Source organism: Marinilactibacillus sp. GCM10026970 (genome assembly GCF_042660675.1).
Lineage (GTDB): Bacteria > Bacillota > Bacilli > Lactobacillales > Carnobacteriaceae_A > Marinilactibacillus.
In genome coordinates this window covers 141,034-166,403 of sequence record NZ_JBHSUL010000031.1, presented here as the reverse complement: position 1 = coordinate 166,403, position 25,370 = coordinate 141,034, and the positions used below count along the sequence as shown (strand labels likewise).

Below are 25,370 nucleotides of genomic sequence, written 5' to 3'. Positions count from 1 at the left end.
CTTGCCTGCTTTACCAGTAACACTCCAATGTGGCTTATTCTATTAGTTTTTGAATGTGTAATGTAAGATATAGTTGTTCATCTTCATCTAGTGTAACTTCTAAATATTGTTCTACTTTTTTCATTGTTGTAAAGGCAGCTGGATATCTAGTTTTGATCTGTTCTAACAAAGGATTTTTGGCTGTAGGTTCAGATCTCAAATCTAATCTTTTAAAGAAAAATCTTAGATGTGTAACGAATCGATCATACGCAATGGAAGATTCGTCCAGTTCAATTTTATTTTGATATCGAATGAGCGATAAAATATCTCTGATTTTTTTTGGTGAATTCTGACTCGCAGACAATTCACTGATTCCAGCAGATAATTGAGAATTAATAAAATGTAGGGCTAAATTTCCTGCTTCAGCGTCCTCAATTTTCTTGCCAGTCTTCTCACTAATCATTTCAACTGATTTCTGACCAATCTCAAATTCTTTAGGATAAAACTTTTTAATTTCCCAAAACAAAGCATTTTCTACTTCGATGCCTTCTTCATGCATCTTCAGTAAATTAGCAATATGATCGGTTAAAGAGATATAAATCGTGTCACTCAATTCCTGTTGTAATTCTTCTTTTGCATAACTGATCACATCATCTGCAATCGAAACGTACTCGACTGGTATATTCTCAACCAGCTCGGAAAAACGATTCGTTAAATTCTTTTGTTGTAAAACAAAGATTTTTTCGATTTTACTTGCATCAGGTTCATCACCTGGCTTTTTCCCAAATCCAATTCCTCCGCCGACCCAGATGAAGTCTTTTACTTCTTTACCATCATCATCACGAACTAGGATCGCGCTGTTGTTCAAAACTTTTTTTACATGCATGCATTCACCCCCAATAGAAAGAAAAATACCTTAATATACCTAGAGAGTGTTCTCTAAGAATATACTAAGGTATAGCCTGATCAGTTCGCTGTCAGTAACCATCCATTTGATTGTATCAAAATAATATCACGACTTGAAATCGATTGCAAGCTTTCTCTGAAATTTATTTTAATTACCCTAATTTCATTTTCGGTACTTATCTTCAATAACATCATAATTTTCGTGCTTAATCTGACTCCACTCTGTTTTTTTGTAAGCAATAAATTTCAGCATACTATTGATATGCTTAAGGTCATATTCTTTGAACCTTTGCGAATTTGCCCAAATATACAGTTCATGATGATTCGGGTGTGAAGGATTATGATAACCTTCTAGAAATTCATAGAACCTAGTCATTCCTCCAACATCTTCAAGTGGGGCTGTTTCTGCTCCATCTAATAGAGTCGGATAACCAAAATAGTAATCTTCAACTGTTTCTTCAAGCTTAACTTTGATTCGCCAATTATCCCCGTAATCATAAAAGTAATCGATATATTCATCCTTTTCTAGATATGCATCGATTTTCAAACCTGAAGGCTTACGAATTTCTTTTTTCAACCGATCCTGATACCGTTGTTCAAATTCTAGCATATCTGGATCGATTGTTTTCAACCGATTATCGAAGAACTTTCTATTTTTTTTATAATATTGATGCTCCTCATAAACCTCTTCATTGTTGGTCACAATTTTATTTTCTTCAATTAATTGAAATTCATACAAATGTCCCTCAAGCGTAACATTATTTTGATTGAAATTAGTGACCGCCTGAATCACTTCATTTAATCTTTTAAATGTTGCATCTGCTGGCATAATCACTTTTCTCCAGATCAGTGGATTAGAATCCTCAAATTCGACACGAATGACATAGGCTTTCATTATAAGCTCCTTTTCATTTAAACTTTCTTGAGGTCTTTACCTATTTATCCAATAAACTAAGTATTATTCAGAGACGCATATTTTAAATTCTGATATGATGAAATAAAGGAGTGTGACGAAGATGAATTTAAATCAGATGCGCTGTCTAGATTATTTAATTAAAGATATAAATGATGCTTATCCTAGACATATAACAGACGACTATCAGCTATTGTTTAAAATGGGTGATAAGTTGTATACTGGCGATTTTGTACTTAGAAGTAAAACAATACGATATGATTACAATCTAGAGATTTTTAAGGATGGTAAGATTCATAATGAGTCGGTTCTTAAACAAGAGAAAGTCTTATATCCCTTTTGGGAAAATAATCATAAGTCTATTGTTAACGTAGTTAATAACGGTAGTTTACTTTTTGCTTTTTTACTTCAATTAGCTGAGTCTTCTGAAAAAGACATTATGGATCTTGACGTATTGAATCAAAGTCCGGATTTTATTTATAACTTAAAAGAATACGGGACAAAGCAGACATTTGATTTTGTGAATTGCAAAGATCAGGAACTTATCCCTTATACGTTAATCAGCAATGTAATCACTTCAGAATACTATCTAAACCAATAAGTTATTTTTAATGGTATCCTTTAAAGACTTCCGTTTTAATAAGCGAAAGTCTTTTTTGATGAAGATTACATGACTTCTAAGATTACAAACGTTATGTAAAACGGTACTGCAAATAGTAAAACGAATTTAGAATACTTCAGTGTATCAAGCGTTCTACCTGCACGGCTATTGTTATTCGCGCGCATTCGGTCGCCACTCACTGCTGTTCCGGATAAAATAATGGCCAGCGCAGTTAAGCCAAATGCCATATAGTTAACTAGGACACTGAACTCAAACTCTGTAGACATGGTGATCACATAGCTAAGCAAAAGCATTAGCGCCCCCGCAACAATCCACTTTATACTTGATGGTATTGATTTGACCCAAGTCATAACATTCACCTCCTCTATAAGAGGAGTATATCAGAACAGGTTCAAATAATCTTAATTATTTTCAGTCATTCTTTCTAGTTCAATCAACTCAACTACAGACGCATCTTCTCCAACATCCACACTGACCACTTCAGTCTCATCGAGTAAATTCTGAGTATAAACACTCACACCATCGACGACTTCTACTTCAGACATCGTTGTTTCCCAACGGTAAGGAACTTCATAAACATTGATTGTGCCATTTCCGTTACTTGAATAGGTCACAGACCCGTCAACCAGTCTACTTCCAGATAATTGCACAACATCGTCTGGGTAGACTGCGCTATTTTCGTCCTTCGGGTTCACCGGCGTTCCAGCTGGAAAGTGCTGTACGTTCAATTCACTAATTTCTTGATTTGGCCCGAGCTGTAACCAAATACGAGCGTATTCAATTTCGTCGTTAGAGTACTCTGCTAAAATGTCTTTTGACTTTTCAGTTTCTTCCTGATCCTCCTCAAATTCTGAATAGGTTTTTCCTTCTGAAGTTTCTGACTCATCTGACTCTATTTGTTCTGTATCCTCAATGAATTCTTCTATTGACTCTGCTTGTTCCGTTTCATTTGGTTGGGTGGTTTCTTCATCCGTTGAATCTGCGCAACCAGTTGTACTCAAGAGCATTGAAACAGCTCCAGCTAATGTAAGAAAATTTTTTTTACCTTTCATGACATGATCACTCCTTCTATTTAAGTGTATTAAAAAACCAACCCTTTTACCAGATACTTTATCCAGATTAAGGGTTGGCAAAGTTTATTTTTGGATAACGTATCTTGAAGAAATCACTTCGAGGTACGTCTGGAAGTAGCTGAAAATGCTACAGATCAGCCAGTAAATCAGGGCGACCATAATGTACATGGTCATATAATCAAATTCCCTACCGCCGACGATTCGAGCGTTCTGGAAAATCTCATTGACGGTAATCATCGCCGCTAGAGAGGTTCCCTTGATTACGTCTATTAATACGTTACCAAGTGGTGGCAGAGCGATTCGAGTGGCCTGTGGGATAATAATTGCTCGAAACGTGATGCCTTTGCCTAGCCCTAACGCTTTTGCAGCTTCCCACTGTCCGTGATCAACGGAGGATACAGCAGATCTTAAAATTTCAGAAATATAGGCCGCTGAATTCAAACTGAAGCAGATTATCGCAGCTGTCATGGCTGGAAATTGTATATTGACGAATGGCAGCCCAAAATAGATTAGAAAAAGAAAGACGAGCGCTGGGGTTCCACGCATAAATGACACATATACCTTAGCTAAAAAGTTTAACAGTTTCATCTCCGACAGACGCATAACCGTCAATCCTAAACCGATGATCAATCCCAAAAACGTACTAATAATCGCGATGAGTAAGGTATTGGGAATACCACTAATCAAGAAAGGTAGAGATTCCCAAGCAAGCTCAGGATCAAAGATGTATTGCCATTCAATGTTTCCCATACCTACTCCTCAATCTCATACGTTGGAATATCCATATCCACTTCTACAGATACGTCTTCTCCTTGATAAAATTCTTCAGACAATGCACTTAGAGTCCCATCAGAATGCATTTCTTCTAAAGCTTTATCAACTTCTTCAGTTAACGCGTCTTTTCCAAGTTTCATAGAAAAGTTCGTATAGCTTGGATTAAAAAACAAATTTTCCTGAATTTTGATCGGAATTTCCGGGAAGGCTGTCAATGCCATCGTTTGGCCGTAATAGTCATTGATGATCAAATCAGTTCGTCCGTTAGCAACGTCTTGTAGGTACTGGTCGTTTGTCGCGTTGTCGTAAATGACGAGTTCAGCGCCGAACTGTTCAGCAATTTTCATATAAGAAGTTGTGGCCGCTCCGGCAGCTCGTTTACCTTCAAGGTCTTCCATCGTTTCGATACCAGAATTGTCTTCTTCTCTAACGATCATCGACATATAAGTGTATTTGTATGGTTCTGAATAATTAAATTTATCCGCGTTCTCTCCAGCGTGGCTAATACTTAATGCTGCAATGTCGATTTGTTCGCTGTTTAGTGACGTCAGCATCCCATCAACGTTCATTTCGGTGAATTCCACCTCAACATCTAGTCGCTCACCGATTTCTCGTAAGATTTCTACCTCAAAACCTGTTAAGACATTCGTACCTTCTTCATGGTAAGAATTAGGAAAATACGTGCCTGAAGTCGCTGCTCTCAAAATGCCAGCTTCTTGGATATCGTTCCAAGAAGTATCTTCCGCCGTTGTAGTTGCTGTTTCTTCAGTTGAATCATTAGAGTCATCTGAACAAGCTGCTAGTAACAGACTGCTGCCTAGTGATAAAGTTAATAGTGATTGAAATGTTCGTTTCATGACATTCTTCCTCTCAAATTAAGTCTTATAGAGTGTAACAAGCTTAAGTATAGAGAGTCAAAAAAATTGTGAATAATTCAAATAAAAACTTTATCTATTGTCTCTACATTACAACAATCATTTGATATGAAGCGGTTTGGTTCAATATTTTAAAATACAAAGTTGTTTTTATATTTGAATACCTTAAGTATGCATCTCTATTCTCGGCATATAGAAGCGTCGACACTGAATCGTATCAACGCTCAATCTTACCTATTTTTTATTATTTAAGCTCTTGTTCGTCAGTGGTTGGTCCGTCGATTTTCATTTCACTGTCTTCAAAGTATAATCGGTCTATTGCAGGTCGTCGATCCCCACTAGGTTCGTCTGGAAATGTGTGTACATGATAAACGACATATAGCGTTTCATCATCCAAACCAACAGTCACACTATTATGTCCAGGACCTGAAACGCCATTTTCCATATCTTTAGACAGTATTGGATTGGTCTCACTTTTAACGAATGGACCCGTGGGACTTTCTGAAACTCCGAAGCCGATTCTGTTTAAAGCCGCTAATTTAAGTAAGCAATACACGATTAAAACAATCCTGTTTTAATCGTGTATTGCTATTTTTAACCTTCATTAATCCTTTAAATCGGATAGTTCGATACAGAGATATATTAATTCTATGCGTATTTTATTACGAATTCATATTAAAAAAGTAAATTTTGTAAATCTCGTAAATTTCTTAAGGGACTTATTGTATACTAAATTTATCAAAATAAAACAGGCCGAATTGTTCGTTTCACAAAATGATAACGGTCTCAATAGGAAGGGTTTGTGCCCATGCATCAGAAAGAAAAAGCTTTTGAAAAGTTAAGAAAAGTATTTAATACTGATTTTAGTCAATCTCAATATATGGTTAACGAGGATTTTACATATTACCAGACTACGTATTTGCCTCATTCCGTAAGTAAAGAAACGCTCCCTAAATACATAGATGAAGCTATCCTGAGAAAGAAAATATGGATTGATGATGATAGCTATTACTTATATGATCTTTCCAAGAATGTAGAAACACCCTATAATAGCATGATTTTTCAAAATAGCGGTTTGATTTTCAAATCAGAAGAAACCACCACAAAGATCATCAATCGTTTTTTTAGAATCAATACGTCCTATGATGTGATTAGTATTCTAGGAAAAATGATTGGTATAAAAAAGAAAGTTCCTTATGTACTAGGCAATATTCAATTTGGACCTGAGAAAGGTCCATCCAAAGATCATGTTAGTTGGATTGGGCTACATCATATTCGTAATATGGAAACTGTTGGAGATCAAACATTTATACATATTCATCCAGATCATGAATTGATTATCGATATGAAAGTGGGCCCAATTAAAAGTATGATGGATAATGCAGCGGCGATGGTTTACATACAGCAACAACTCACTTTAGATATGCAGCGCATATTTGGTTCATCCACTAACCTCAATCCAGACAGCTTGATCTCAAGGATCGTTGAATCTAACGTAAAAAAATATGAAAACATTTATCCACTTCCTTGGTTCATAAAATTGATTCATACATTAGCCTTTAATATCGTTTCAAAATCTTTAGGAGTTGAAGGATCGGTTCATGAGGATTATGAGCTTGATTATATGCTCAATGAAGAAGAAAACGAAGAAGACGAATAATCAAATAGCCAGCACTCACTACAGAACGGTGTGAGTGCTGGCTTATTCTTACTTGACTTTTACATACTTAGGATGCGCCGTAATATAAAAAGTTTCTCCTTTGGAATTTTCTACTTTAAATTGTTCCCCTTTACCGACAGTCATTTTTTCAATAATTTTAGGAAAGCCTTGACCAATTTCGAGGTATCCAAAGACATCCGCATCTTTCCAGCTCGGCTGATTATAAAACCGAAGTTTTCCATCATAAATGCTTTCTAATTTCATTTGCTGCGAACTGTTTGTTGGCTTTTTTACAAATCTTTCGCCTGGTTCTTTGTATGGGATACCAATTTTCTGACAAACACCTGCGATTACCGCTTCAGCCGCTATATAAAATGACTTTTGGTCTTTATAGTAAGCATGATCCATTGGATGATCGATAAAGCCGTATTCAATAATCACCGTCTCTGTTTTGCCAGTCAATCTATGCAGAAAATAGTAATCAACACCAGGGCTGATGGCTCTACTAAAGACTCTTCTAAAGGGTAACTGAGTGGAACGAGCTAACCGATCAGCCAAGTCTTTCGCAAACCTTGGATTCGCCTTGACCGAATGAATGGTTTCAATTCCCCTTGCACTACCATCAAACGCATTCCAGTGGTTCGATAGACAAATATCATATTGATTTTTGATTCTTGCAACACGCTCGGTAGGTGTCAAAGTGGTATCTTCTTTTCTCGTCAGCGCTACTTTCGCTCCTAAAGCTTTTAAGCGATGAAACTGGTAGCGACTCATTTCTAGTGCCCAATCTTTTTCCTTTTCACTGAATCCAATGGCTCCCGGATCTTTTCCACCATGTCCTGCGTCAATAATAATGGATTTACTCATACTCATTCTCCTTATCTATTTTTTAATACTGTCTCGTAGTGAGCCAGTTTTTTTGCAACTCGTTTTTTCCATACATAGACTGTTTTTCTACTTACACCATATTTTGCGGCAATCTCTGTAATCGATAATTGCTCGAAGACGAGATCTTTTAAGTACCGCTGCTCTTTCTTTGTTAGACATTTCAACATAGAATAAAACAACTGCCAGATCACGACATCCTGATCAAAGATTTGATGTTCATCGGTTCCCCATTCTTCAAAGGATTCGGGCATCCCATCTTCTCTTTCCATAATCCGCTGATCTTTTCTAATTTGATCCATCAGTCCCCAATAAACTTTCCGGTAAGCATAACCTGTGAATTGATAAAAATAGGCTTCTTCATGTAAGTCTTCTGGGAATTCCTGATAAGCATCCACTAGCTTTAATCGACCAATCTGCACAAAATCATCATAGTTAGCGTGGTCATAGCGAATACCGATTTTCTTTATCGCCCCAAACACAATCGAGTCATGTACAAAGAAAAAATCGTGTTCTAACTTTTCTTCTAGTACTCGTTTCATCTTCTCCTCGTTTTCCGAAGATCTTCTTTTAATCTATACAAGGCCTTGTATGACCTTACTTTACTAAGTTACGAGCTATCATTCAAAGAGACAAAAACGGACTAATTCCTGCCAAAATAGTGAGTCATTAAATAATGGATCAAAATTCCTATTAATCGTTCAGCCATTCAACTGAATTTCATTGAATTCTTATTTAAAAGTTGTTGTACTTTATAGATATTATTATGAAATTTTACCCTAGGGGGTAAAATGGTCCTTTTTATGCATTCAGTTGTTCCGTTTCATTCCCTCTCGTTGACTCCAACCACTTCGAGAGGGACTATCTTGCCGTTTCATTCCCTCTCGTTGACTCCAGCTACTTCGAGAGGCACTATCTTGGCTTTTCATTCCCTCTCGTCGGCTACAGCTACTTCGAGAGGCACTATCTTGCCGTTTCATTCCCTCTCGCTGGCTCCAGTTACTTTGAGAGGGACTATCTTGCCGTTTCATTCCCTCTCGTCGGCTCCAGCTACTTTGAGAGGCACTATCTTGGCTTTTCATTCCCTCTCGCTGACTCCAGCTACTTCGAGAGGCACTATCTCGTTGTTTCATTCCCTCTCGTCGGCTACAGCTACTTCGAGAGGCACTATCTTGCCGTTTCATTCCCTCTCGCTGGCTCCAGTTACTTTGAGAGGCACTATCTTGGCTTTTCATTCCCTCTCGTCGGCTCCAGCTACTTCGAGAGGCACTATCTTGCCGTTTCATTCCCTCTCGCTGGCTCCAACCATTTCGAGAGGGAATGAACTAGATGCCTCTTTATTTACTCAGAGTAACTAGTCACGATCCCCATCTCTTAACACAAAAGCTGAATTAGCCCCCCTTAAGCGGTAAAGGCATTTTAATAGCCTTTAGACTTTTCTTTGAATTACCATCTGTTCTCTTAATGTTCTATTAAAGAGTCCGATGATAAGAAGTAGTTAGTGATTTGGAGGCGAAAGTATGTACGAAAGATTAACAAATGAGGAAAAAATGGTTGTAAATTCTGAGGTGGCCAATCATAAAAAGAGTACGGGTATGGCATATTTACTTTGGTTTTTTCTAGGTGTTTTTGGAATACATAGATTTTATTTGAACAGAAAAGGTTCCGCTATTGCGTTATTGGCATTATTTGTTACTGGATGGATTACTTCTGTGATTTTAATTGGCTTTTTGTTCTTGTTTATAGGTGGTATTTGGTTATTCATAGATTTATTCTTGGTAGCGGGAATGGTACGAGTTGAAAATGAAAGACTAATGACATCCTTTGCTCAGAAAATGTATAACGGGAGAGAAGATTTAGATTTCTAGCGGTAAGTTTTAAATAAAAGACTAAGAGACCCGATAAGCTTAATTAGCCTATCGGGTCTTTGAATTTACTGAAGTTCTTTATAGATTTTTACAATATTCTCCGCAGTGAATCCGTAAGCTTCCACTACTTTTGAACCCTCTCCACTTTGACCAAAGCGATCTATGGTTAAGCTTGTTCCATGTGTTCCTGTATAGCGATCCCACCCAAATGATGAGCCCATTTCAATCGCCACTCTTTTAGTGACAGCTGCTGGAAGAACGGAATCCTTGTATGCTTTACCTTGTTTTTCAAACAGATCCATACTCGGCATAGAGACGACTGAAACGTCTTCTCCGGCTGCTTTTAATTGTTTTTGTGCCTCAATAGCGAGCGCTACTTCTGATCCAGTCGCAATCAAGATTCCTTCCGGCGTTTCATCAACAGATGGCGAAATGACATACGCACCTTTGCGTACATTCTCTCTTGCATGTGTTTCTGTACCAGGTAAAACGGGTAAGTCTTGTCGCGTCAAAACGAGCATCGTCGGTGTTTTTGTAGATTCAACGGCTAATTCCCAAGCGGCAACAACCTCATTCCCATCTGCTGGACGGATAACAGATAAGTTGTGCATACCACGGAAACTCGATAACTGTTCTACCGGCTCATGTGTTGGTCCATCTTCTCCGACTGCAATAGAATCATGCGTCATTACATAGATTGCGGGTATTTCGGACAAAGCAGCTAAACGAACAGCTGGGCGCAAGTAATCTGAAAATACAAAGAATGTACTGACATAAGATTGCGTTCCTCCGTGTAGTAAAATACCATTCAAGGCAGCGGCCATAGCGAACTCTCTCACACCATACCAAATATTGCGTCCGTCATATTGATCAGCTGAAAAGTCCGCTTGACCATCAATCATGGATTTGTTTGATCCAGACAAGTCAGCAGAACCACCCCAGAAAGTCGGTACGGCTCCGGCAATTGCGTTCAGTACTTCTCCACTCGATACGCGCGTTGCTTTTGTGCCGCTTTCTCTACTGTAAACCGGTAACTGGTCTTGCCAGCCTTCAGGTAGTTGTCCATCCATCATAGCTTGGAAATCTTCTGATAACTCCGGATAGGCATTTTTGTAGTCTTCCACTAATTGCTTCCAATCAGATTCTGCTTTTTGACCTTCTTCAATCATGGTTTCATTGAATCGTTCTTGAACGCTTTCAGGAACATAAAAGTCTTCGCCTTCCCACAAGTAGGCTTTCTTAGAAGCTAAAATCCCTTCAGCTCCAAGTGGCGCTCCATGAACAGCTGATGTTCCAGCATTTGGTGCACCAAATCCAATGGTGGTTTTCACTTCAATCAAAGTCGGTTGATCAAGATTGTTTTTTGCTTTTTCGATTGCTTCATTGATTGCACTTAAGTCATTACCATCTTCAACGCGAATGTGTTCCCAGCCATAAGCTTCAAAGCGTTGGCCAACATTTTCTGTGAAAGCTTTCTCGATGGGTCCATCTAACTGAATATCATTTGAATCATACAAAACAACAAGTTTACCAAGTTTTAAATGACCTGCTAATGATGCGGCTTCTTGAGAAACCCCTTCTTGAAGGTCACCATCTCCACATAAGGCGTAGGTATAATGGTCCACGACATTGAAATCATCTTGATTGAAACGTGCGGCAAGATGAGCTTCAGCCATCGCAAAGCCAACTGCATTTGCGATTCCTTGTCCAAGCGGGCCAGTGGTTGCTTCGACGCCATCTGTCATATGCACTTCTGGGTGACCAGGTGTTTTGCTTCCGATTTGGCGGAAATTTTTCACGTCTTCGATAGAAACGTCATATCCTGAAACATGTAATAAACTATAGAGTAAGGCGGATCCATGACCAGCAGATAGAATGAAACGATCACGATCGAACCATTTCGAATGTTTCGGATTGACTTTCATCTGTTTTGTCCACAAGGTATAGGCCATTGGGGCAGCGCCCATTGGCAAACCCGGGTGACCAGAGTTTGCCTTTTGAACGGCATCGATACTGAGTGTTCTTAAGGTATTTACAGCTAATTCATCTATTTTGTCAAACAATTATCTTACCTCCAACAACTTATTTACTAAATGATTTCTCTGTTGTTTCTTCATAATCTTTAACCATCGTTTCCCATGACGTATCAATATTTTCTGTTAGACCGAATAAACCGCTTCTTCCAACAATATAAATATCAGGACCCGCTGCATCGATTTTCTTGAATGTTTTACGATTGGATGATCCATCCATTTCAATCTGGTAGTTATAGCCTTTTTCTTCTCTTAATTCTCTTAAAGCAACAATTTTATCTAATGTATTATCGATGAATCGTTGGCCGGCAAAGCCTGGATCAACTGTCATGATTGTGATTTTGTCTAGTAAATCGATATACGGAAAAATCGTTTCGATTGGTGTTTCTGGATTTAATACGATTCCGGCTTTTAGTCCAGCGTTATGAATATCATCGATCAATCTGAAGGCTAAGCCATCTAAAACTTCCGCATGCATACAGATCCATTCGCATTTCAAGTCGATCAACTGAGGGACCCAGAAACTTGGTTCTGTAACCATTAAGTGAACGGACATTGGTAAGTCACTGATTTTACGCACTTCTTCAATAAACCATGGCGATAGCGTGATGTTTGGAACATAATGTCCATCCATAATATCAATATGATAAGAATCCGCGTGATCATTTAAAAAAGTGATTTGTTCTTTGAATTTATCTAAATCCATTGTCATCAGTGAGGGTGAAATTTCTACATTATTCATTTTAAAACCATCCTTCTTCAATCTTTTTTAGCTAATTTGAATATCGCCTAAATCGATATCTTCTTCTTCAGCGTCTAGTTGCGCATTGATCGATTCTTCTGTCACATTTTTCTTAACGAGTGCGAGAACAACGGCTGTTACGACAATATTTGCCAGTAAGGCTAAAATGCCTGCCATGGGTCTAGACATCGTAGGAATCATTAAGACGCCACCAAACGGTACAGTCGCATCTGCGCCAAGGGTCATTGAGACCGCTCCCCCAACAGCACCTCCGACTGCAGTAGCGAATACGCCACGGATAATATCATTCATTACGATTGGGATAACGCCTTCGACGATATTAACCACACCCATCGGTACAGCTGTTTTCAAGGTTTCAATTTCCACTGGAGAATAGATCGTTTTGCCAAATAGTTTTGCCACAAAGAATGCAAGTCCAAATCCAATTGGTGTTGCCGTATTCACAAGTTGTAGCGCAGTAATTGGTCCGTTTAACCCTTCCGCTTGAAGTGTTAAAACAAAAGCAAAAACGGTTTTGTTGATGGGTCCACCGTAGTCAACACCACTTAATAGTCCAACAACCGCTCCGAAGATCAGTAGGGAAGAAGAACCTAAACCGTTGAGTAAATTTGTCAAAGTGTCTGTGAACAAAGCGATTGGTGTCCCAATTACATAAATCATGATCAATCCACCAAGGAAAGTAGATAATAATGGAATGATTAATGTCGGCATTAACCCTTTTGCCCAAGCAGGCACTTTCAAGAATCTTAAAATACCAATGACTAAGTATCCGGCTACGAAACCACCCAAGATACCACCAATAAATCCAGCTTCAATCGTGTTCGCAATTAAACCAACGATAAAACCTGGTGCAATACCGGGCTTTTCAGCGATGGAGTAAGCAATCCCTGTTGAAATGACAACTGGCAACATGCCCAGTCCAAGTCCTCCTATAACAGCTAGTACGTCCCAGATCGAATAATTACCTGCGAGTAAATCTGTACCTGGTTCTCCACCAAATGCCATCCCGATAGCGATCATAAATCCTGCCCCACAGACGATTGGGATCAGATACGAAATTGCGGTCAATAAATGACCTTTTAAATTTAACTGTTTAATCTTTTGCATGATAAACCCCCATTTTTAAATGTTTATTCTTTTTTATGAAAAAGCGTGAACAACTTCCTCTGGACTCGTCGATTTGAGTAGTTCTTCTACGACTTCATCATTGCCCAATTTACGTGCAAACAGCGATAACAATTTCAAGTGCTGGTTCGCATCTTCATTATCATTGCCTACTGCGAAAAGAATGATGCCTTTAACACCGCGGTCATCTAGTGACTCCCACGGAATCTCTGTATCATTGATTCCAATCGCTACACCGATATTATCTACGTGTGCACTTTTTCCGTGGGGAATCGCAATAAAGTTTCCAATACCGGTTTTCCCTTCTTGTTCACGTGCGTAGACATCTTTTTTGAATCCTTCAATATCTGAAATATAGCCATAATTTAGTAACTCTTGGCATAAAGCGTTCAGTGCTTCTTCTTTTGTTTCGACCTTCATATCTGACTTGATCAGATTGACATCTAAAATCTCTTTTACTTCCATCTGCTACATACCCCTTTATTTTTTATTTAGCTTCTACAACTTCTGTTACTTTTTGAATCAATTTATTTGGTGATTTGACCGCTACTTCCGTTGGTACTTGTATGACTCTTTTCCCTTCGAAACGTTCTCGACCGGAAATTTTCACATCAACGGCTAAGATTACTGCATCCGCGGCATCGATTTGTTCTTGGGATAATTTATTTTCGATTCCAATGGTTCCTTGTGTTTCAACATGAATTTCATGTCCCGCTTTTTTTGCTGCATTCTCTAGTTTTTCTTGTGCGATATATGTGTGTGCGATTCCTACTGTACAAGCTGCTACTCCAACGATTTTCATAATTAATTTCTCCTCTTAGTTTTAGTTTTTTTAAATTTCTAGTTGATTGGTTTCCATTAAATACTCTAAAAATGCATCATCCGCCAATTTTCTTGTAAACTGACTAATTTCTCTTTTAACATCATCTGTTTCTTCTTTACGAAGAAGAATCATGATGACTAGTTTGACTTGTTTGATCTGTTCGTTCCAGGTCATTTTGTTTTCTGGTCGAACAATAAAGATCTGACTTTTGTCCAACACATCACTTTCTACATGTGGTAGGACGATTTCTTCAGCGATTTCTACACTACCGTTCTCTTCACGCTCGGCCATCAAACTGGCCAAGTCAAGTTGTTCTCCATCCATCAATGTATTTGATACATATTGAAACAACTCAGCCCGCGAATGAATCGGTACATCCAGCTTCACGACAAATCGGTTAGCGTCCATTGTAGATCTCCTTAATTTTGTTCTGAAGTCTATTCTTGTCATCTTCAGTGAACATAGCACTGACTAACAATGTTTTTACCGGTACATCTTCTTCAATTCTTAACGTGGTGATAATGAGTTCAGTACCAGGATAATTTTGAGAGACCTCTCTCAAATCTCGGTACGCAATAACATCAACGATTTCTAGTTCCGGAAATTTTTTATCGATTTTCACCTTCAATAATTCTGAAGTCCCAACACCGGTCGTACACATAATGATCGTTCGAATCGGTAACTGATTCGTTTCAATAATACGCGCAAAGTATAATGTTAGAAATCCATTCTCATCCGCATTGATACTCGGTAATGAAAATGTTTCACTGACTTCCTTAGAAACTTCAACGACTTCGTTGTAAATGGACTGATAGGTCAACTGTATTTGATCCAGCAAACTATTCTTGACTCTTATACTGTGTCTCAAGCGATTTAACATCGGCTTGATATGATTCGCCAAATCTAGAAAAATTGATTCGCTCTGAATAACAATATTCATTCGCTTACTCATTTCATTCAAATATAGTTGAGTGAGTTCTGTAACGGTACTTGAAAAGGTTGCAATGGTCGTCGAACTGCCCATTCTAGAAGACATCAGATATTGATAAAGATAAATAATTTCTGATTCTGGCAGCTCTACTGTCAAGTAATTCGATAAGTTCCGAATGGTTGAATCTGCCGCTTGATAAAGGGCTTGGTCATTTTGTTGGATTTTATTTTCAATAGATTCGGTCTCTAATTCTCTACCAGTGATATGCTTTAAACCAACTTTTCTGATTCGACTAATCAAGATATATAAATGAGAAAAAATATTGATATCGTATGGATAATGGATGGTAATATCTAGTTTCTTTTCAATCGTTTTGATTTGATCTAAAATGTAGAGCACATCGTAATGATTGAAGTTCAACTCTTTATTGTTCTTCAAATCATTCACATTCACGATATTCATTCGCTGAATTCGGTCCGTAATGGCTCTTCGGATATCTTCTTCCTCTCCAGTAATCGAAACCGTTCTACTTTTTCTTACAAGTTTTAATTTATATTGCTTTAATGCATCTGCGATCAGTTGCTCATCATTGAAGATTACTGTCTCGCTAATGAAATAATCAGCGTATAATTCGCTTACATTTCTGGCTTTAGGAGAATAGAGAAGTAACTCTTCCATAATTCGGCCGCGACGCTCTGCCGGGGTGAAATCACTCGTGTTTCGAGAGACTTCCTTGTTTGATCGTATATATTTCTCGTAATCTAACGTGTATCCTCTCCCTTTCTCGGATATAATCAGTTCGCCTTCTGGAAAACCTTCATTAATATCTTTGATTGTTCGGTACACAGTCTTTCTAGAAATAGCCAATTGACTCGCTAATTCCTCAGAAGTTGTGTAACCGGGGTGTTCTGAGAGAAACAGCAACAGTTTTTGTTCACGTATTTTCTTTGAACTCACCGCTATCTCCTCCTTTGTTATCTATAGTTTACCGGACATTCAAGAAAACGCTTCACAGAGAACTGTCCACTGCAACGGACATTTTTATGAGAAGGCTTTCTTTTCCAACGGTCTATATCTGTCTTCTAGAAAAGCAATACCATTCTTTGATACTAAACTCTTTCACCTAAGTCGTTCGTTTAGTTTATATGAAAGCTGTTTTTAACTTTAGACTGAAATTGTATCGGAATCTTTTCTTATACGCAATTTTAAAATTAAAGATGATTTTGTGGTTGATATTAACACAATGAATTGTAGAATCAAAAAGGGACATTTATTGATATTCGTTATTAAATAGTGTATAAATAAAGTATAGGTAGCAACCGCTTTCAAATAAAGTGTCTACTATCTATTTCAAAACTTGCTACTCATTTAACTTAAAGGGAGAGATGTCTTATGAAAACGATCATGTTAGTTTGTACAGCTGGTGTAAGCACAAGTATGTTGGTATCGAATATGCAGAAAGCTGCAGAAAAGAAAGGTTTAGAAGCAGATATTTTCGCAGTATCCCCTAACGAAGCAGACGGTTACTTATCCGCTAAAGAGATCGATGTCTTACTACTCGGACCTCAGGTTAAATTTTTAAAAGATCAACTACAAGAGAAAGTTGCCAGTAAGAATGTTCCTGTTGAAATCATTGATATGCGTGACTTTGAACAGATGGATGGCGAAGCTGTACTGGATACAGCATTAGGCTTGGTGAAATAAGTTTAATAAGTAGACATTAAAAATGAAACAGTTAACTATCGAACATAAAAAGGATTCAATCACCCGATATGGATGATTGAATCCTTTTAAATTGGTTTATTTTAAATTATACCGATTTTTATACCATCACGCTCTTTTTCCCAGCGCAGAAGTATTTCTTTTTCTTGAGGATTTCTAGGACGTTTACGCCTAGAATCAGTTGAAATTTTTGAATTGATTCTTTTGGCTAACATAGACATTTCTAGTTCACTGATACTATTTTCTATAGTTTTATTGCTCGTATCAATCTTAATTTTTTTCATTTTCTAGGCCTCCTTTTATTCATTATAACACAGATTCTATCAATCTACTTATTCGCTATCCTCTATTAAACTTATAAATTCAATCAGTTCATTGATTTTCTTAATCTCACTAACTTTAATCTGCTTTAAGAATTTCACTAATTCATTGAACTCCATCGGTTCTTCTTTGGCGGGGACAAAATATTCTTCAACATCATGCTCATAATGATAGATCATATTGAACGGAAAGAGAGATATACCGTAATAACTATCTCCAGTTGCCAAGGATATAATGGTCTTATTTACAAGAGTATAGGGTATTTCTTGTTCATCGAGAAATTGAATAAACTTAAAGTGCGATAACTTATTCCTGTTCACTTCCCGGGCTATTATTAGAAATTCTTTAAATACATTTCTTTCTGAACTGTCTAAAGTTCTTTCTATATAGCTAAATCTAAATCATTCAAGTGGATTTTAATTAATAGGTAAATCCATTTACCTTGGTGATATTCTTTAAAATAGAGTAATGCTCTAATACGATCTTTGATTATGTCTTCAATACCGATTATAGATAACGCAAAACCATCTTGTGTATCCATTGTTTTAATATATTTTGAATTTGAATCTTTTGAAACTGAGTCGGGTATCTCTACATAAATTTTTAATTCTTCATGAATACTATCTTTTCCATGAGATATAAACCCTAAATCTTTTAGAGCAGTAGTAACTTTCTCATGACCAACACCTACGAAGTCTATATCTTGAGTAGTGTAACCTCCATCCGTATAAATCTCAACTGACAATCCTCCAACGACAATTAATTCAATTTCGTATTTCAATCTGACATATTCCGAGATGACACCTGCAGTGCGTATTTGTTTTTCTCTAAAAGGTCTATGTTTTAATGAGTTAAAATTTCTTTGTAGTTTTCAAGTTCCATTAGCCGATCACCTCTAAAAAAATCCATATTTCTTAGTCTAGATCTATTCTACTACCTCTTTACCATGATAGAGGAATTCAGATCAACCAACATCACCTGATTAATACTTTTCGATCAATCCTCTATACTCTTCATCCGTTATCTTGATAACGCCTCCATGTCTCTTTCGAGTTTCTCCCATATCATAATCGTCCGCTTTCAAGACAGTCATTTCAGGATGCTCTAGATCTGGAATCAATATGGGTAGATATCCTAGCCCTTTGCTGAACTGATCTGCAATCAAACACCATTCTCCATTAGGTAGCTGGTAACATTCAGGTCCTTCTAAGCCGTATAACTGATCTAGTATAGGCGTTTCTACTTTTTGAAAAGCTTCTGTTTCTAAAGATAAGCCACGCTCCATCATGATCGTTTTTGTGGTTTCATCTTTTGAAAATCGATAATAGATGCCGTTTTGTTCAACGATGTTAGTATCAATAATATGATTTTCTCTTTCTATGTATATTTCAGTTCTTTCTATTGTCTTGAAATCTTTTGTATAGCTTGCGTAGATCTTCTGTTTTGGAGCTGAATCACTTAATTCCTGTACCATTGAAGCAAAAAATACTAAAAAGACTTCTTTCTTAGCATCGTAAATCGCTTCCGGCGCCCAAACACACCCAGCAGTATCTATCCCTACTTTGACTGCTCGCTCTTCTGACCATTTCAGTAAGTCTTTACTTTCCCAAACGATGATACTCTGACTACCTTCAAATTCAGCCTTTCTCCAGTCTTTTTTGGTTTCCATTTTTAAGTCTGTTGCAATCAAATAATACTTCTCCTGTTTTTCATCTTTGACGATAAAGGGATCACGAACGCCTTTTTCACCAATCTTTGATTCTAAAACAGGTTGACCTTCATTTAAATCATTCCAGTGTAAGCCATCTTCGCTGACACTAAAGAATACTTGCTCCTGATTGTTCTGTTCTCCTACAAAATGAACAAATAAATATCGATCCATGTTTAACCTCTTTTCTTATTTGAAATAATATGTATAGGATTTACAATATCATACCATGATAACCCTTTCAAAAACGATCTTTTCAATAAAACAAAAGAACACATAAGCATACTTTGTGAGTACACTTATGTGTTAATCTCTAGCAATCACTAAAACAATCCAAAAAATTTCTTTTTCGAAACACTTGTTGGCGTTGCTGGAATAATGACATCGCCATTGATCAAGTCTTTTGTAGTTTGATGAAATTCGTGCCACTTGCGGCGACCATAATCTTTGATGATTAAGTCATGAGCTTCTTTCATATGGAAGGCTCTATTTGTGGTATTATGCGCGTCGGAAGCGATAAAATGAACAAGATTGGCGTCAATCAGTTGCTTGCTGAGCTTCTTGATTTCTTTTCCGAATCCACCTGTATAACTAGCAGCTGTCAATTGTGCTAATGCTCCATGTTCTACCAATTCTTTTAATTTATCCGGATCTTCTAAAACCATACGATTACGTTCAGGGTGAACGATCACTGGCGTTTTCCCGTTTGACTGTAAGTCATAGAACAAGCGCTCCGTATAGGTTGGAATCGAAGAAGTTGGAAATTCAATCAGTATATATTGTTGCAGTTCATCCGTGAATAATAACTGATCTTTTTCAATATCATCCAAGATATCACCATAAATCCGAATTTCTTGTCCAGGGAACAACGTCAATGGTATACCTTCACGGTCAATCTCTTCTTGTAATTCTTCGACCATTTTCACAACTTTACTTTTTTCATTCATCCAGTCGCGGTTCATATGATGAGGTGTTGCCAGTAAGTGAGTGATTCCCTCTTCGACAGCTAAACGGGCCATATCCAGAGACTCTTCTAAGTTTTTAGCACCATCATCTATTCCAGGTAAAATGTGGCTGTGTAAATCAATCATCTAATCACTTCCTTCTAAAGTTAACTTGCTTATGTGTTATAGCTTACTTAATCTACTTTCAGTATAGTTTACTATACACTGATCTGATTAAGAAAAGATTAACCCTTGAATCTATTCTAGCTACAATTATATTTGTTCGTCATGAATCTCTTTCATAACAGCTTCAACTTCTTCTAACTGATCAACAGTTTTCAATTTGATATTGGTTTTCTTACAAAAATCTTCAATAATCCATTCAATACTGTTTTTTCTAACCAGAACTTCTTTGGGTTTTCCCTTAGAACAAATATCAATTAAACACTTTTGTACGATCTGCTTCATTTCGCTTGAATTAGAATAAGGCTTGACGTCTAAAACCAGTCCACTACTTCTTTCGATTCCAAGGACTAACATCGGATAAAAAGGTCTTTCATGTGGATGTTCTTGAATCACTGATTTTGTATAGGCAACATCTAGTACAACGGTGTTCTTAGCCTTTGGCGCTCGTTTAATTTTATGAATGACAATTTCATTTCTGAATCGTTCTTTTTCTTTAACTTCTTTGATTTGTGCCCATTCAGGTAAAAGATGGTCTTTAGTGACCCAATGGTTCTCTTCTTGTTGACGACCCATTACATGACCACTTGTAACACTTGGAAGTAGTTTACCTTCAGATTCATTGAGTACGATTAATAGCTGCTCAATCACATCAGTCGTCCACTGTACTTCAGCGTCTGAAAGAACTGCCCATGGAACAAATCCCGGTGTATGTTTCATCAATTCTGGGTTCAGTGAACCGTTTGATTGCATTCTACCCATCTTGGTAAGTCTATCTGCATTGTCTTGATCCAAGTCTTCTTCCTGATCTAGGAACGATATAATAATCCCGTCTTGTTTTGTATGCGCAAGATAATCCGGAAGTTCATTTTGTTGGTCGTAGATGGTATACAAACTATTTAATCCGTCCCGACCAGTAAACAAACCGATTCCTTTGAAGCTACCATCATTCCCCATAATTGTGCAGTACGTCCACTCTTTTGTTTCTGGATGTTGTACCGCAACCCATTCGTTGTCCGAATAGCTTTCCCATGGTTTCATTTTAGATACTTGATCGATTTGATCATAAAGCTTACTCCAGTGGTCCTGTAAAGGATCATTCAGCGCCGGAATCCATTGCTCATCAAATTTTTCACTGAAATCGCTGAAGGTATGATCACTCGAGCGTTCTACCCAAGCATCAAACCAGTTTTCTAGTGGTATTGAAACTTCACCATCTTTGATGCGTGGTACTTCACTTAATTGTTCAGTTAAATCAAATGTATCCACATTCTCAAAACTCAGCTCTTTAATGCGTGCATTAGTATCACTCGTAACGGCACTCAACGGTCCAAGCTTCGCACGACTGATGGATTTTGTTACAATAGTGTTATTAATAGATTCTAAATAAGCTTGGATTTCTGATTCCTTGAATAGTTGTTTCTTCATCATAGCTTCTAGTTGTTTTTTGAACAAAGCAAAACTGTCTGAAACGTCTTCTAAAGACAGTGGCCCGATGATGACTGGAAATTGTGTCAGATCATTTACAAAGGTGACGATGTATCCTTCTTCTACTTCAATCAATGAAGTATGCCAGTCATAAAGTTCGTCCAGTTCTTTTGCATCTGTTTCAACAGGTTCAATAGAAAAGGCATCCTTACCCTTAAGTTTTGTACTCTTCTTTAATAGTGTTAATAATTTGTTTGTTCCGTGAAATCTCATGTACTGCCATCCTTTTCCAATTAAATCGATATACTCACTTCAATAGTAGATTGCGATTGATTACTAAACATACCGAAAGATTGATCAATATTCATTAAACTGTTTCTATAGTACAGTTTACACTAGTCCAAAGCTCGTTACAAAGCGAATTCTGTGTATTGAACTGGATTTTGAAAACGAAAAGCCTTTCAACTCTGAAAATGAAAAAAACCTATCGATTTAACCCGATAGGTCTTTTTAGCATAGAGCGATACTTAATCTTTCAAGCTTTCTCCATTAGTTTCAATTACTTTTTTATACCAGTAGAAACTTTCTTTTTTTCTTCTTTCTAAGGTTCCTGTACCGTCATCATATTTATCAACATGCACAATACCATATCTCTTTTTCATCTCACCCGTAGATGCACTGACAATATCAACAGCACTCCAAATGGTATATCCAATCAAATCAACACCATCTTCAATCGCTTTTTCCATCTCTACGATATGTTTTTTTAGATACTCCACACGATAATCGTCATAGATTTTTCCATCATCAGCAATTTCTTCCGAAACACCAATTCCGTTTTCTACAATCATAAGAGGTAACTCATAACGATCATAAATATCATTCAAAGCAATTCTTAAGCCTACGGGATCAATCATAGCATTCCATTCTGTTTGTTCAAGGTATGGATTATTTACACCAGAGCCACCAATCATACTATTCCCATTTTTCTCAACAGCATCGTCTGCAGAAACACAGAGTGTCAGATAATAACTGAATGTATAGTAGTCTACTTTTCCTTGAGCAAGAATATCCTTGTCTTCTTCAGTGATGTCCACTTGGAAGCCATTGTCTTTGAAGTATTTGTGTGCGTAATAAGGATATTTACCTTGTACTTGAACATCTCCACAGAATTTCGAATGCATATTTTCTTCTTGTTTCGCCAATAGCACATCGTTTGGATGACAAGTGAATGGATACCTTGGCATATAAGATATCATACAACCTATCTCAAATTGAGGATAATTGTCATGTGCTAACTTTACAACTCTTGCACTAGCGACAAATTGATGGTGCAATGCTTGATATCTTAATTTCATATCATCTGGTTGTTTCACGAAATCAGAATCTCCAACATTTAGTCCTAATGCCAAGAAGTTACCGATTGTTAAAGTAGCTGTATTAATTTCATTGAAAGTAATCCAGTATTTGACTTTCTTCTCATATCTTTTAAAGATTGTTTCTGCATAACGATAATAGAAATCAATAACTTCTCTACTTCCCCAACCATTAAAGTTCTGGCTCAAATAAGCAGGAACATCAAAGTGAGCAATCGTTACAACTGGTTCTATATCGTGTTTTCGACATTCATCAAAGACATTATCGTAAAACTGTAAGCCTTCTTCGTTCGGCTGTTCATCATTTCCATTTGGAAAGATCCGAGACCAGTTAATCGAAAGTCTAAATGCTTTAAAGCCAGCTTCAGCAAATAATGCAATATCTTCTTTATAATGATGATAAAAATCTGTTGCTTCATGACTAGGATAAAGCAAGTTACCTTGAACGTTTTTAGTAATTTTTCTTGAAGTCAAGTGACTTCCTCCACTGATCAAGTCAGCTGTTGCGAGGCCTTTTCCGCCTTCATTATATCCACCTTCATATTGATTGGCAGCAGAAGCGCCACCCCATAAAAATCCTTTTGGAAAACTCATTATACATCCATCCTTTCTTATAATACTACAAGTAATTTGTCACTTGAATAAACAGTTTCGTTTTCTACTACTGGAATGACATCCAAGTAATTCGCTGTATTGGTCACTGTGATCATAACAGTATCTTCGTAGCCAGCAGCACTGATTTTTTCTGAATCAAAACGAAGTAGTGGCTGATCTTGATCGATTGAATCCCCGTCATTCACCAAACGCTCAAATCCTTCTCCTTGCATATTAACTGTATCAATTCCGATATGAATCAATAATTCAACACCTGTATCACTAGTCAATCCAATAGCATGATTACCGGGAAAAACCGCAGATACTTTTCCGTTAAAAGGGGCTTTGATTTCATTATCATTTGGCTCGATTGCAATCCCTTTTCCAAGCGCTAACGAAGAGAATGCTTGGTCATTAGTCTCAGATAGATTGACGGCTTTTCCTGTCAAAGGAGCCATTATAGAAATTTGAGTTGTTGACGTTTCCGGCGAAGTGCTAGGTTCTGGCGCTACTGCTTCTGTAGCAAGCACTTTATTTTCGTTCGGAAAATCAGCATCTTTAACAAAGAACCAAGTATACGCAAAAGCAATACTAAAGGTAATTAGTGAACCAATAGATGCATGTAGCATGCTACTGTATGAAGGCAATGCAATAAAAGATGCAATGATGACGGGTGTATTGATTTGCATCAATCCAAAGTACAACCCACCTACAGCCCCTCCAAGAACCATACCAATTAATGGTTTTTTCAACTTAAGTGTAATTCCGTAAAGTGCTGGCTCAGAAACACCCATAAAAGCTGTAATAGCTGAAGAAAAACTTAATTGTTTGAAAACAGGATCTTTTGCTTTAATGCCCGCTGCGATACAAATAGCTGTTTGAGCCCCAAGTCCTAACAGCATACCAGGAACGATTAAATTGTCGAATCCATAAGTTGCAAGGCTCGCAAGCAAAATCGGTGTCAACGTAGTGTGCATTCCTGTCATCACTAATAATTGAGAAAAAGCGCCCATAAATAAAACAGCTACTGGACCAAAATTATTTGAAAGGAAATTTAAAAATTCTGCAACATAGTTTCCAATCATTACGCCTAAAGGACCGATTAAAAGCAATGCAAATGGTGTAATAATTACAACAGAAAGAAGTGGTCTTAGAATAAACTTCACGCTATTTGGTAAAATTCTGTCAACGAATTTGTAAACATAAGACATCAACCATAATGTTAAAATGACCGGAATAACGGAAGCGTTATAGGAGACGTTTGGAACAGCGAAACCTAGAAACGATATTCCTCCTTCTTGGCTAATCAGGGAAGTCAATCCTGGCATAACAAAAATTGCCCCGATATAACTCCCCAGAAAAGCATCAATATTTAATCGTTTCGCCACAGAATTCCCTAAGAATACTGGGATGAAGAAAAACGCCGCTTGAGAAATTTGATATAACACTAAATACGTATCATCCGTTTCAGTTAATATACCGGATAATGATAGTAGAGATAGTAGAACTTGTAACATCCCACCAGCCGCAATAATGGCAATCATTGGTGTAAAACTACCCGCTATAAAATCAAGTAGTCTAGAAATTAAAGACTGATCAGATTTAGTCGCTTGTTGGTTTGGTTCTTTTGATGGTAACTCTGCATAAACACTAGATACATCTGGCCCGATAATCACCTGGAATTGTCCATTCCCATTTACTAGACCCGTCACACCTGGTATCGCTTTGATCGCTTCGCTATCAGCTTTTTGGTCATCATTTAAAGTGAATCTCAATCTCGTTGCACAGTGGGTTACGTGCTGAATATTTGTCTTTCCTCCGACATTATCATAAATGTCAGAAGCTGTTTTCTTGTAGTCCATAC

At 37.4% G+C, this 25,370-nt stretch carries 28 protein-coding genes; 4 read left to right on the top strand and 24 right to left on the bottom strand.

What is annotated here, in order from left to right; all coding sequences use genetic code 11:
- Positions 1 to 34 precede the first annotated feature (34 nt).
- A complete protein-coding gene (locus ACFP65_RS09715; protein WP_379918106.1) occupies positions 35 to 865 on the bottom strand; it encodes a PRD domain-containing protein in 831 nt (276 codons plus the stop codon).
- A 183-nt stretch (positions 866 to 1,048) separates the two neighbouring features.
- Entirely contained in the window at positions 1,049 to 1,780 is a 732-nt protein-coding gene (locus tag ACFP65_RS09710; RefSeq protein WP_379918104.1) for a plasmid pRiA4b ORF-3 family protein, read from the bottom strand.
- 112 nt (positions 1,781 to 1,892) lie between these two features.
- On the opposite strand from ACFP65_RS09710, the gene ACFP65_RS09705 reads away from it, so the two are divergent.
- Complete coding sequence (locus tag ACFP65_RS09705; protein WP_379918103.1) at positions 1,893 to 2,399, top strand: hypothetical protein; 507 nt, start codon at positions 1,893 to 1,895, stop codon at positions 2,397 to 2,399.
- Between the two features lie 65 nt (positions 2,400 to 2,464).
- On the opposite strand, the gene ACFP65_RS09700 is transcribed toward ACFP65_RS09705, so the two are convergent.
- The 5 genes from ACFP65_RS09700 to ACFP65_RS09680 all read right to left on the bottom strand — a co-directional run bounded on the left by ACFP65_RS09700 (position 2,465) and on the right by ACFP65_RS09680 (position 5,698).
- A complete protein-coding gene (locus ACFP65_RS09700) occupies positions 2,465 to 2,770 on the bottom strand; it encodes a hypothetical protein (protein ID WP_379918101.1) in 306 nt (101 codons plus the stop codon).
- A 51-nt stretch (positions 2,771 to 2,821) separates the two neighbouring features.
- Entirely contained in the window at positions 2,822 to 3,472 is a 651-nt protein-coding gene (locus ACFP65_RS09695; RefSeq protein WP_379918099.1) for a hypothetical protein, read from the bottom strand.
- An 84-nt stretch (positions 3,473 to 3,556) separates the two neighbouring features.
- Entirely contained in the window at positions 3,557 to 4,243 is a 687-nt protein-coding gene (locus tag ACFP65_RS09690; protein ID WP_379918097.1) for an amino acid ABC transporter permease, read from the bottom strand.
- 2 nt (positions 4,244 to 4,245) lie between these two features.
- Positions 4,246 to 5,124 (bottom strand): transporter substrate-binding domain-containing protein, encoded by an 879-nt coding sequence (locus ACFP65_RS09685; protein WP_379918095.1) that lies wholly within the window; start codon positions 5,122 to 5,124, stop codon positions 4,246 to 4,248.
- A gap of 262 nt (positions 5,125 to 5,386) precedes the next feature.
- Positions 5,387 to 5,698, bottom strand: coding sequence for a family 43 glycosylhydrolase (locus ACFP65_RS09680; RefSeq protein ID WP_379918094.1), 312 nt, complete (start codon positions 5,696 to 5,698; stop codon positions 5,387 to 5,389).
- 252 nt (positions 5,699 to 5,950) lie between these two features.
- On the opposite strand from ACFP65_RS09680, the gene ACFP65_RS09675 reads away from it, so the two are divergent.
- Positions 5,951 to 6,802, top strand: a complete 852-nt coding sequence (locus ACFP65_RS09675; RefSeq protein ID WP_379918092.1) for a competence protein ComK — start codon at positions 5,951 to 5,953, stop codon at positions 6,800 to 6,802.
- Positions 6,803 to 6,850: 48 nt separating this feature from the next.
- On the opposite strand, the gene ACFP65_RS09670 is transcribed toward ACFP65_RS09675, so the two are convergent.
- Both ACFP65_RS09670 and ACFP65_RS09665 read right to left on the bottom strand, forming a co-directional pair.
- Positions 6,851 to 7,669, bottom strand: coding sequence for an N-acetylmuramoyl-L-alanine amidase family protein (locus ACFP65_RS09670; RefSeq protein ID WP_379918090.1), 819 nt, complete (start codon positions 7,667 to 7,669; stop codon positions 6,851 to 6,853).
- An 11-nt stretch (positions 7,670 to 7,680) separates the two neighbouring features.
- Positions 7,681 to 8,229 (bottom strand): sigma-70 family RNA polymerase sigma factor, encoded by a 549-nt coding sequence (locus ACFP65_RS09665; protein WP_379918088.1) that lies wholly within the window; start codon positions 8,227 to 8,229, stop codon positions 7,681 to 7,683.
- A gap of 978 nt (positions 8,230 to 9,207) precedes the next feature.
- Here ACFP65_RS09665 and ACFP65_RS09660 point away from each other — a divergent pair.
- Positions 9,208 to 9,555 (top strand): TM2 domain-containing protein, encoded by a 348-nt coding sequence (locus ACFP65_RS09660; RefSeq protein WP_379918086.1) that lies wholly within the window; start codon positions 9,208 to 9,210, stop codon positions 9,553 to 9,555.
- Positions 9,556 to 9,620: 65 nt separating this feature from the next.
- On the opposite strand, the gene tkt is transcribed toward ACFP65_RS09660, so the two are convergent.
- Genes tkt through ACFP65_RS09625 form a run of 7 tightly spaced genes read right to left on the bottom strand, consistent with a single transcriptional unit; the run spans position 9,621 to position 16,187 of the window.
- Positions 9,621 to 11,618 carry a transketolase gene (tkt, locus tag ACFP65_RS09655; RefSeq protein WP_379918084.1) on the bottom strand — a complete coding sequence of 666 codons (1,998 nt, stop codon included), beginning with the start codon at positions 11,616 to 11,618 and terminating at the stop codon, positions 9,621 to 9,623.
- A 19-nt stretch (positions 11,619 to 11,637) separates the two neighbouring features.
- Entirely contained in the window at positions 11,638 to 12,330 is a 693-nt protein-coding gene (gene alsE, locus ACFP65_RS09650) for a D-allulose 6-phosphate 3-epimerase (RefSeq protein WP_379918082.1), read from the bottom strand.
- Between the two features lie 27 nt (positions 12,331 to 12,357).
- The gene (locus tag ACFP65_RS09645) at positions 12,358 to 13,458 is read right to left on the bottom strand and encodes a PTS fructose transporter subunit IIC (protein WP_379918081.1); all 1,101 of its coding nucleotides are present in this window, start codon (positions 13,456 to 13,458) and stop codon (positions 12,358 to 12,360) included.
- Between the two features lie 33 nt (positions 13,459 to 13,491).
- A complete protein-coding gene (locus ACFP65_RS09640) occupies positions 13,492 to 13,941 on the bottom strand; it encodes a PTS sugar transporter subunit IIA (protein WP_379918079.1) in 450 nt (149 codons plus the stop codon).
- Between the two features lie 22 nt (positions 13,942 to 13,963).
- Entirely contained in the window at positions 13,964 to 14,278 is a 315-nt protein-coding gene (locus ACFP65_RS09635; RefSeq protein WP_225743772.1) for a PTS fructose transporter subunit IIB, read from the bottom strand.
- Between the two features lie 30 nt (positions 14,279 to 14,308).
- Complete coding sequence (locus tag ACFP65_RS09630) at positions 14,309 to 14,707, bottom strand: PTS sugar transporter subunit IIA (protein WP_379918077.1); 399 nt, start codon at positions 14,705 to 14,707, stop codon at positions 14,309 to 14,311.
- Positions 14,697 to 16,187, bottom strand: a complete 1,491-nt coding sequence (locus tag ACFP65_RS09625) for a BglG family transcription antiterminator (protein WP_379918075.1) — start codon at positions 16,185 to 16,187, stop codon at positions 14,697 to 14,699. The genes ACFP65_RS09630 and ACFP65_RS09625 overlap by 11 nt, the downstream gene beginning before the upstream one ends.
- Positions 16,188 to 16,622: 435 nt before the next feature.
- Here ACFP65_RS09625 and ACFP65_RS09620 point away from each other — a divergent pair, with 435 nt between their 5' ends.
- Positions 16,623 to 16,934, top strand: a complete 312-nt coding sequence (locus ACFP65_RS09620; RefSeq protein ID WP_225743769.1) for a PTS sugar transporter subunit IIB — start codon at positions 16,623 to 16,625, stop codon at positions 16,932 to 16,934.
- Positions 16,935 to 17,035: 101 nt separating this feature from the next.
- On the opposite strand, the gene ACFP65_RS09615 is transcribed toward ACFP65_RS09620, so the two are convergent.
- The 8 genes from ACFP65_RS09615 to ACFP65_RS09580 all read right to left on the bottom strand — a co-directional run bounded on the left by ACFP65_RS09615 (position 17,036) and on the right by ACFP65_RS09580 (position 25,368).
- Positions 17,036 to 17,236, bottom strand: coding sequence for a hypothetical protein (locus tag ACFP65_RS09615; RefSeq protein ID WP_225743768.1), 201 nt, complete (start codon positions 17,234 to 17,236; stop codon positions 17,036 to 17,038).
- A 48-nt stretch (positions 17,237 to 17,284) separates the two neighbouring features.
- On the bottom strand, positions 17,285 to 17,500 hold the full coding sequence (locus ACFP65_RS09610) for a hypothetical protein (protein ID WP_379918073.1): 216 nt from the start codon (positions 17,498 to 17,500) through the stop codon (positions 17,285 to 17,287).
- 155 nt (positions 17,501 to 17,655) lie between these two features.
- Positions 17,656 to 18,054, bottom strand: coding sequence for a hypothetical protein (locus tag ACFP65_RS09605; RefSeq protein WP_379918071.1), 399 nt, complete (start codon positions 18,052 to 18,054; stop codon positions 17,656 to 17,658).
- A gap of 201 nt (positions 18,055 to 18,255) precedes the next feature.
- On the bottom strand, positions 18,256 to 19,155 hold the full coding sequence (locus ACFP65_RS09600; RefSeq protein ID WP_379918070.1) for a glycoside hydrolase family 43 protein: 900 nt from the start codon (positions 19,153 to 19,155) through the stop codon (positions 18,256 to 18,258).
- A 149-nt stretch (positions 19,156 to 19,304) separates the two neighbouring features.
- Positions 19,305 to 20,072, bottom strand: coding sequence for a tyrosine-protein phosphatase (locus ACFP65_RS09595; RefSeq protein WP_379918068.1), 768 nt, complete (start codon positions 20,070 to 20,072; stop codon positions 19,305 to 19,307).
- A 126-nt stretch (positions 20,073 to 20,198) separates the two neighbouring features.
- Positions 20,199 to 21,809, bottom strand: a complete 1,611-nt coding sequence (locus ACFP65_RS09590; protein ID WP_379918066.1) for a DUF7309 domain-containing protein — start codon at positions 21,807 to 21,809, stop codon at positions 20,199 to 20,201.
- Between the two features lie 254 nt (positions 21,810 to 22,063).
- Entirely contained in the window at positions 22,064 to 23,506 is a 1,443-nt protein-coding gene (locus tag ACFP65_RS09585) for a glycoside hydrolase family 1 protein (protein ID WP_379918065.1), read from the bottom strand.
- 17 nt (positions 23,507 to 23,523) lie between these two features.
- Positions 23,524 to 25,368: a beta-glucoside-specific PTS transporter subunit IIABC gene (locus ACFP65_RS09580; RefSeq protein ID WP_379918063.1), complete on the bottom strand. Its 1,845-nt coding sequence runs from the start codon at positions 25,366 to 25,368 to the stop codon at positions 23,524 to 23,526.
- Positions 25,369 to 25,370 lie beyond the last annotated feature (2 nt).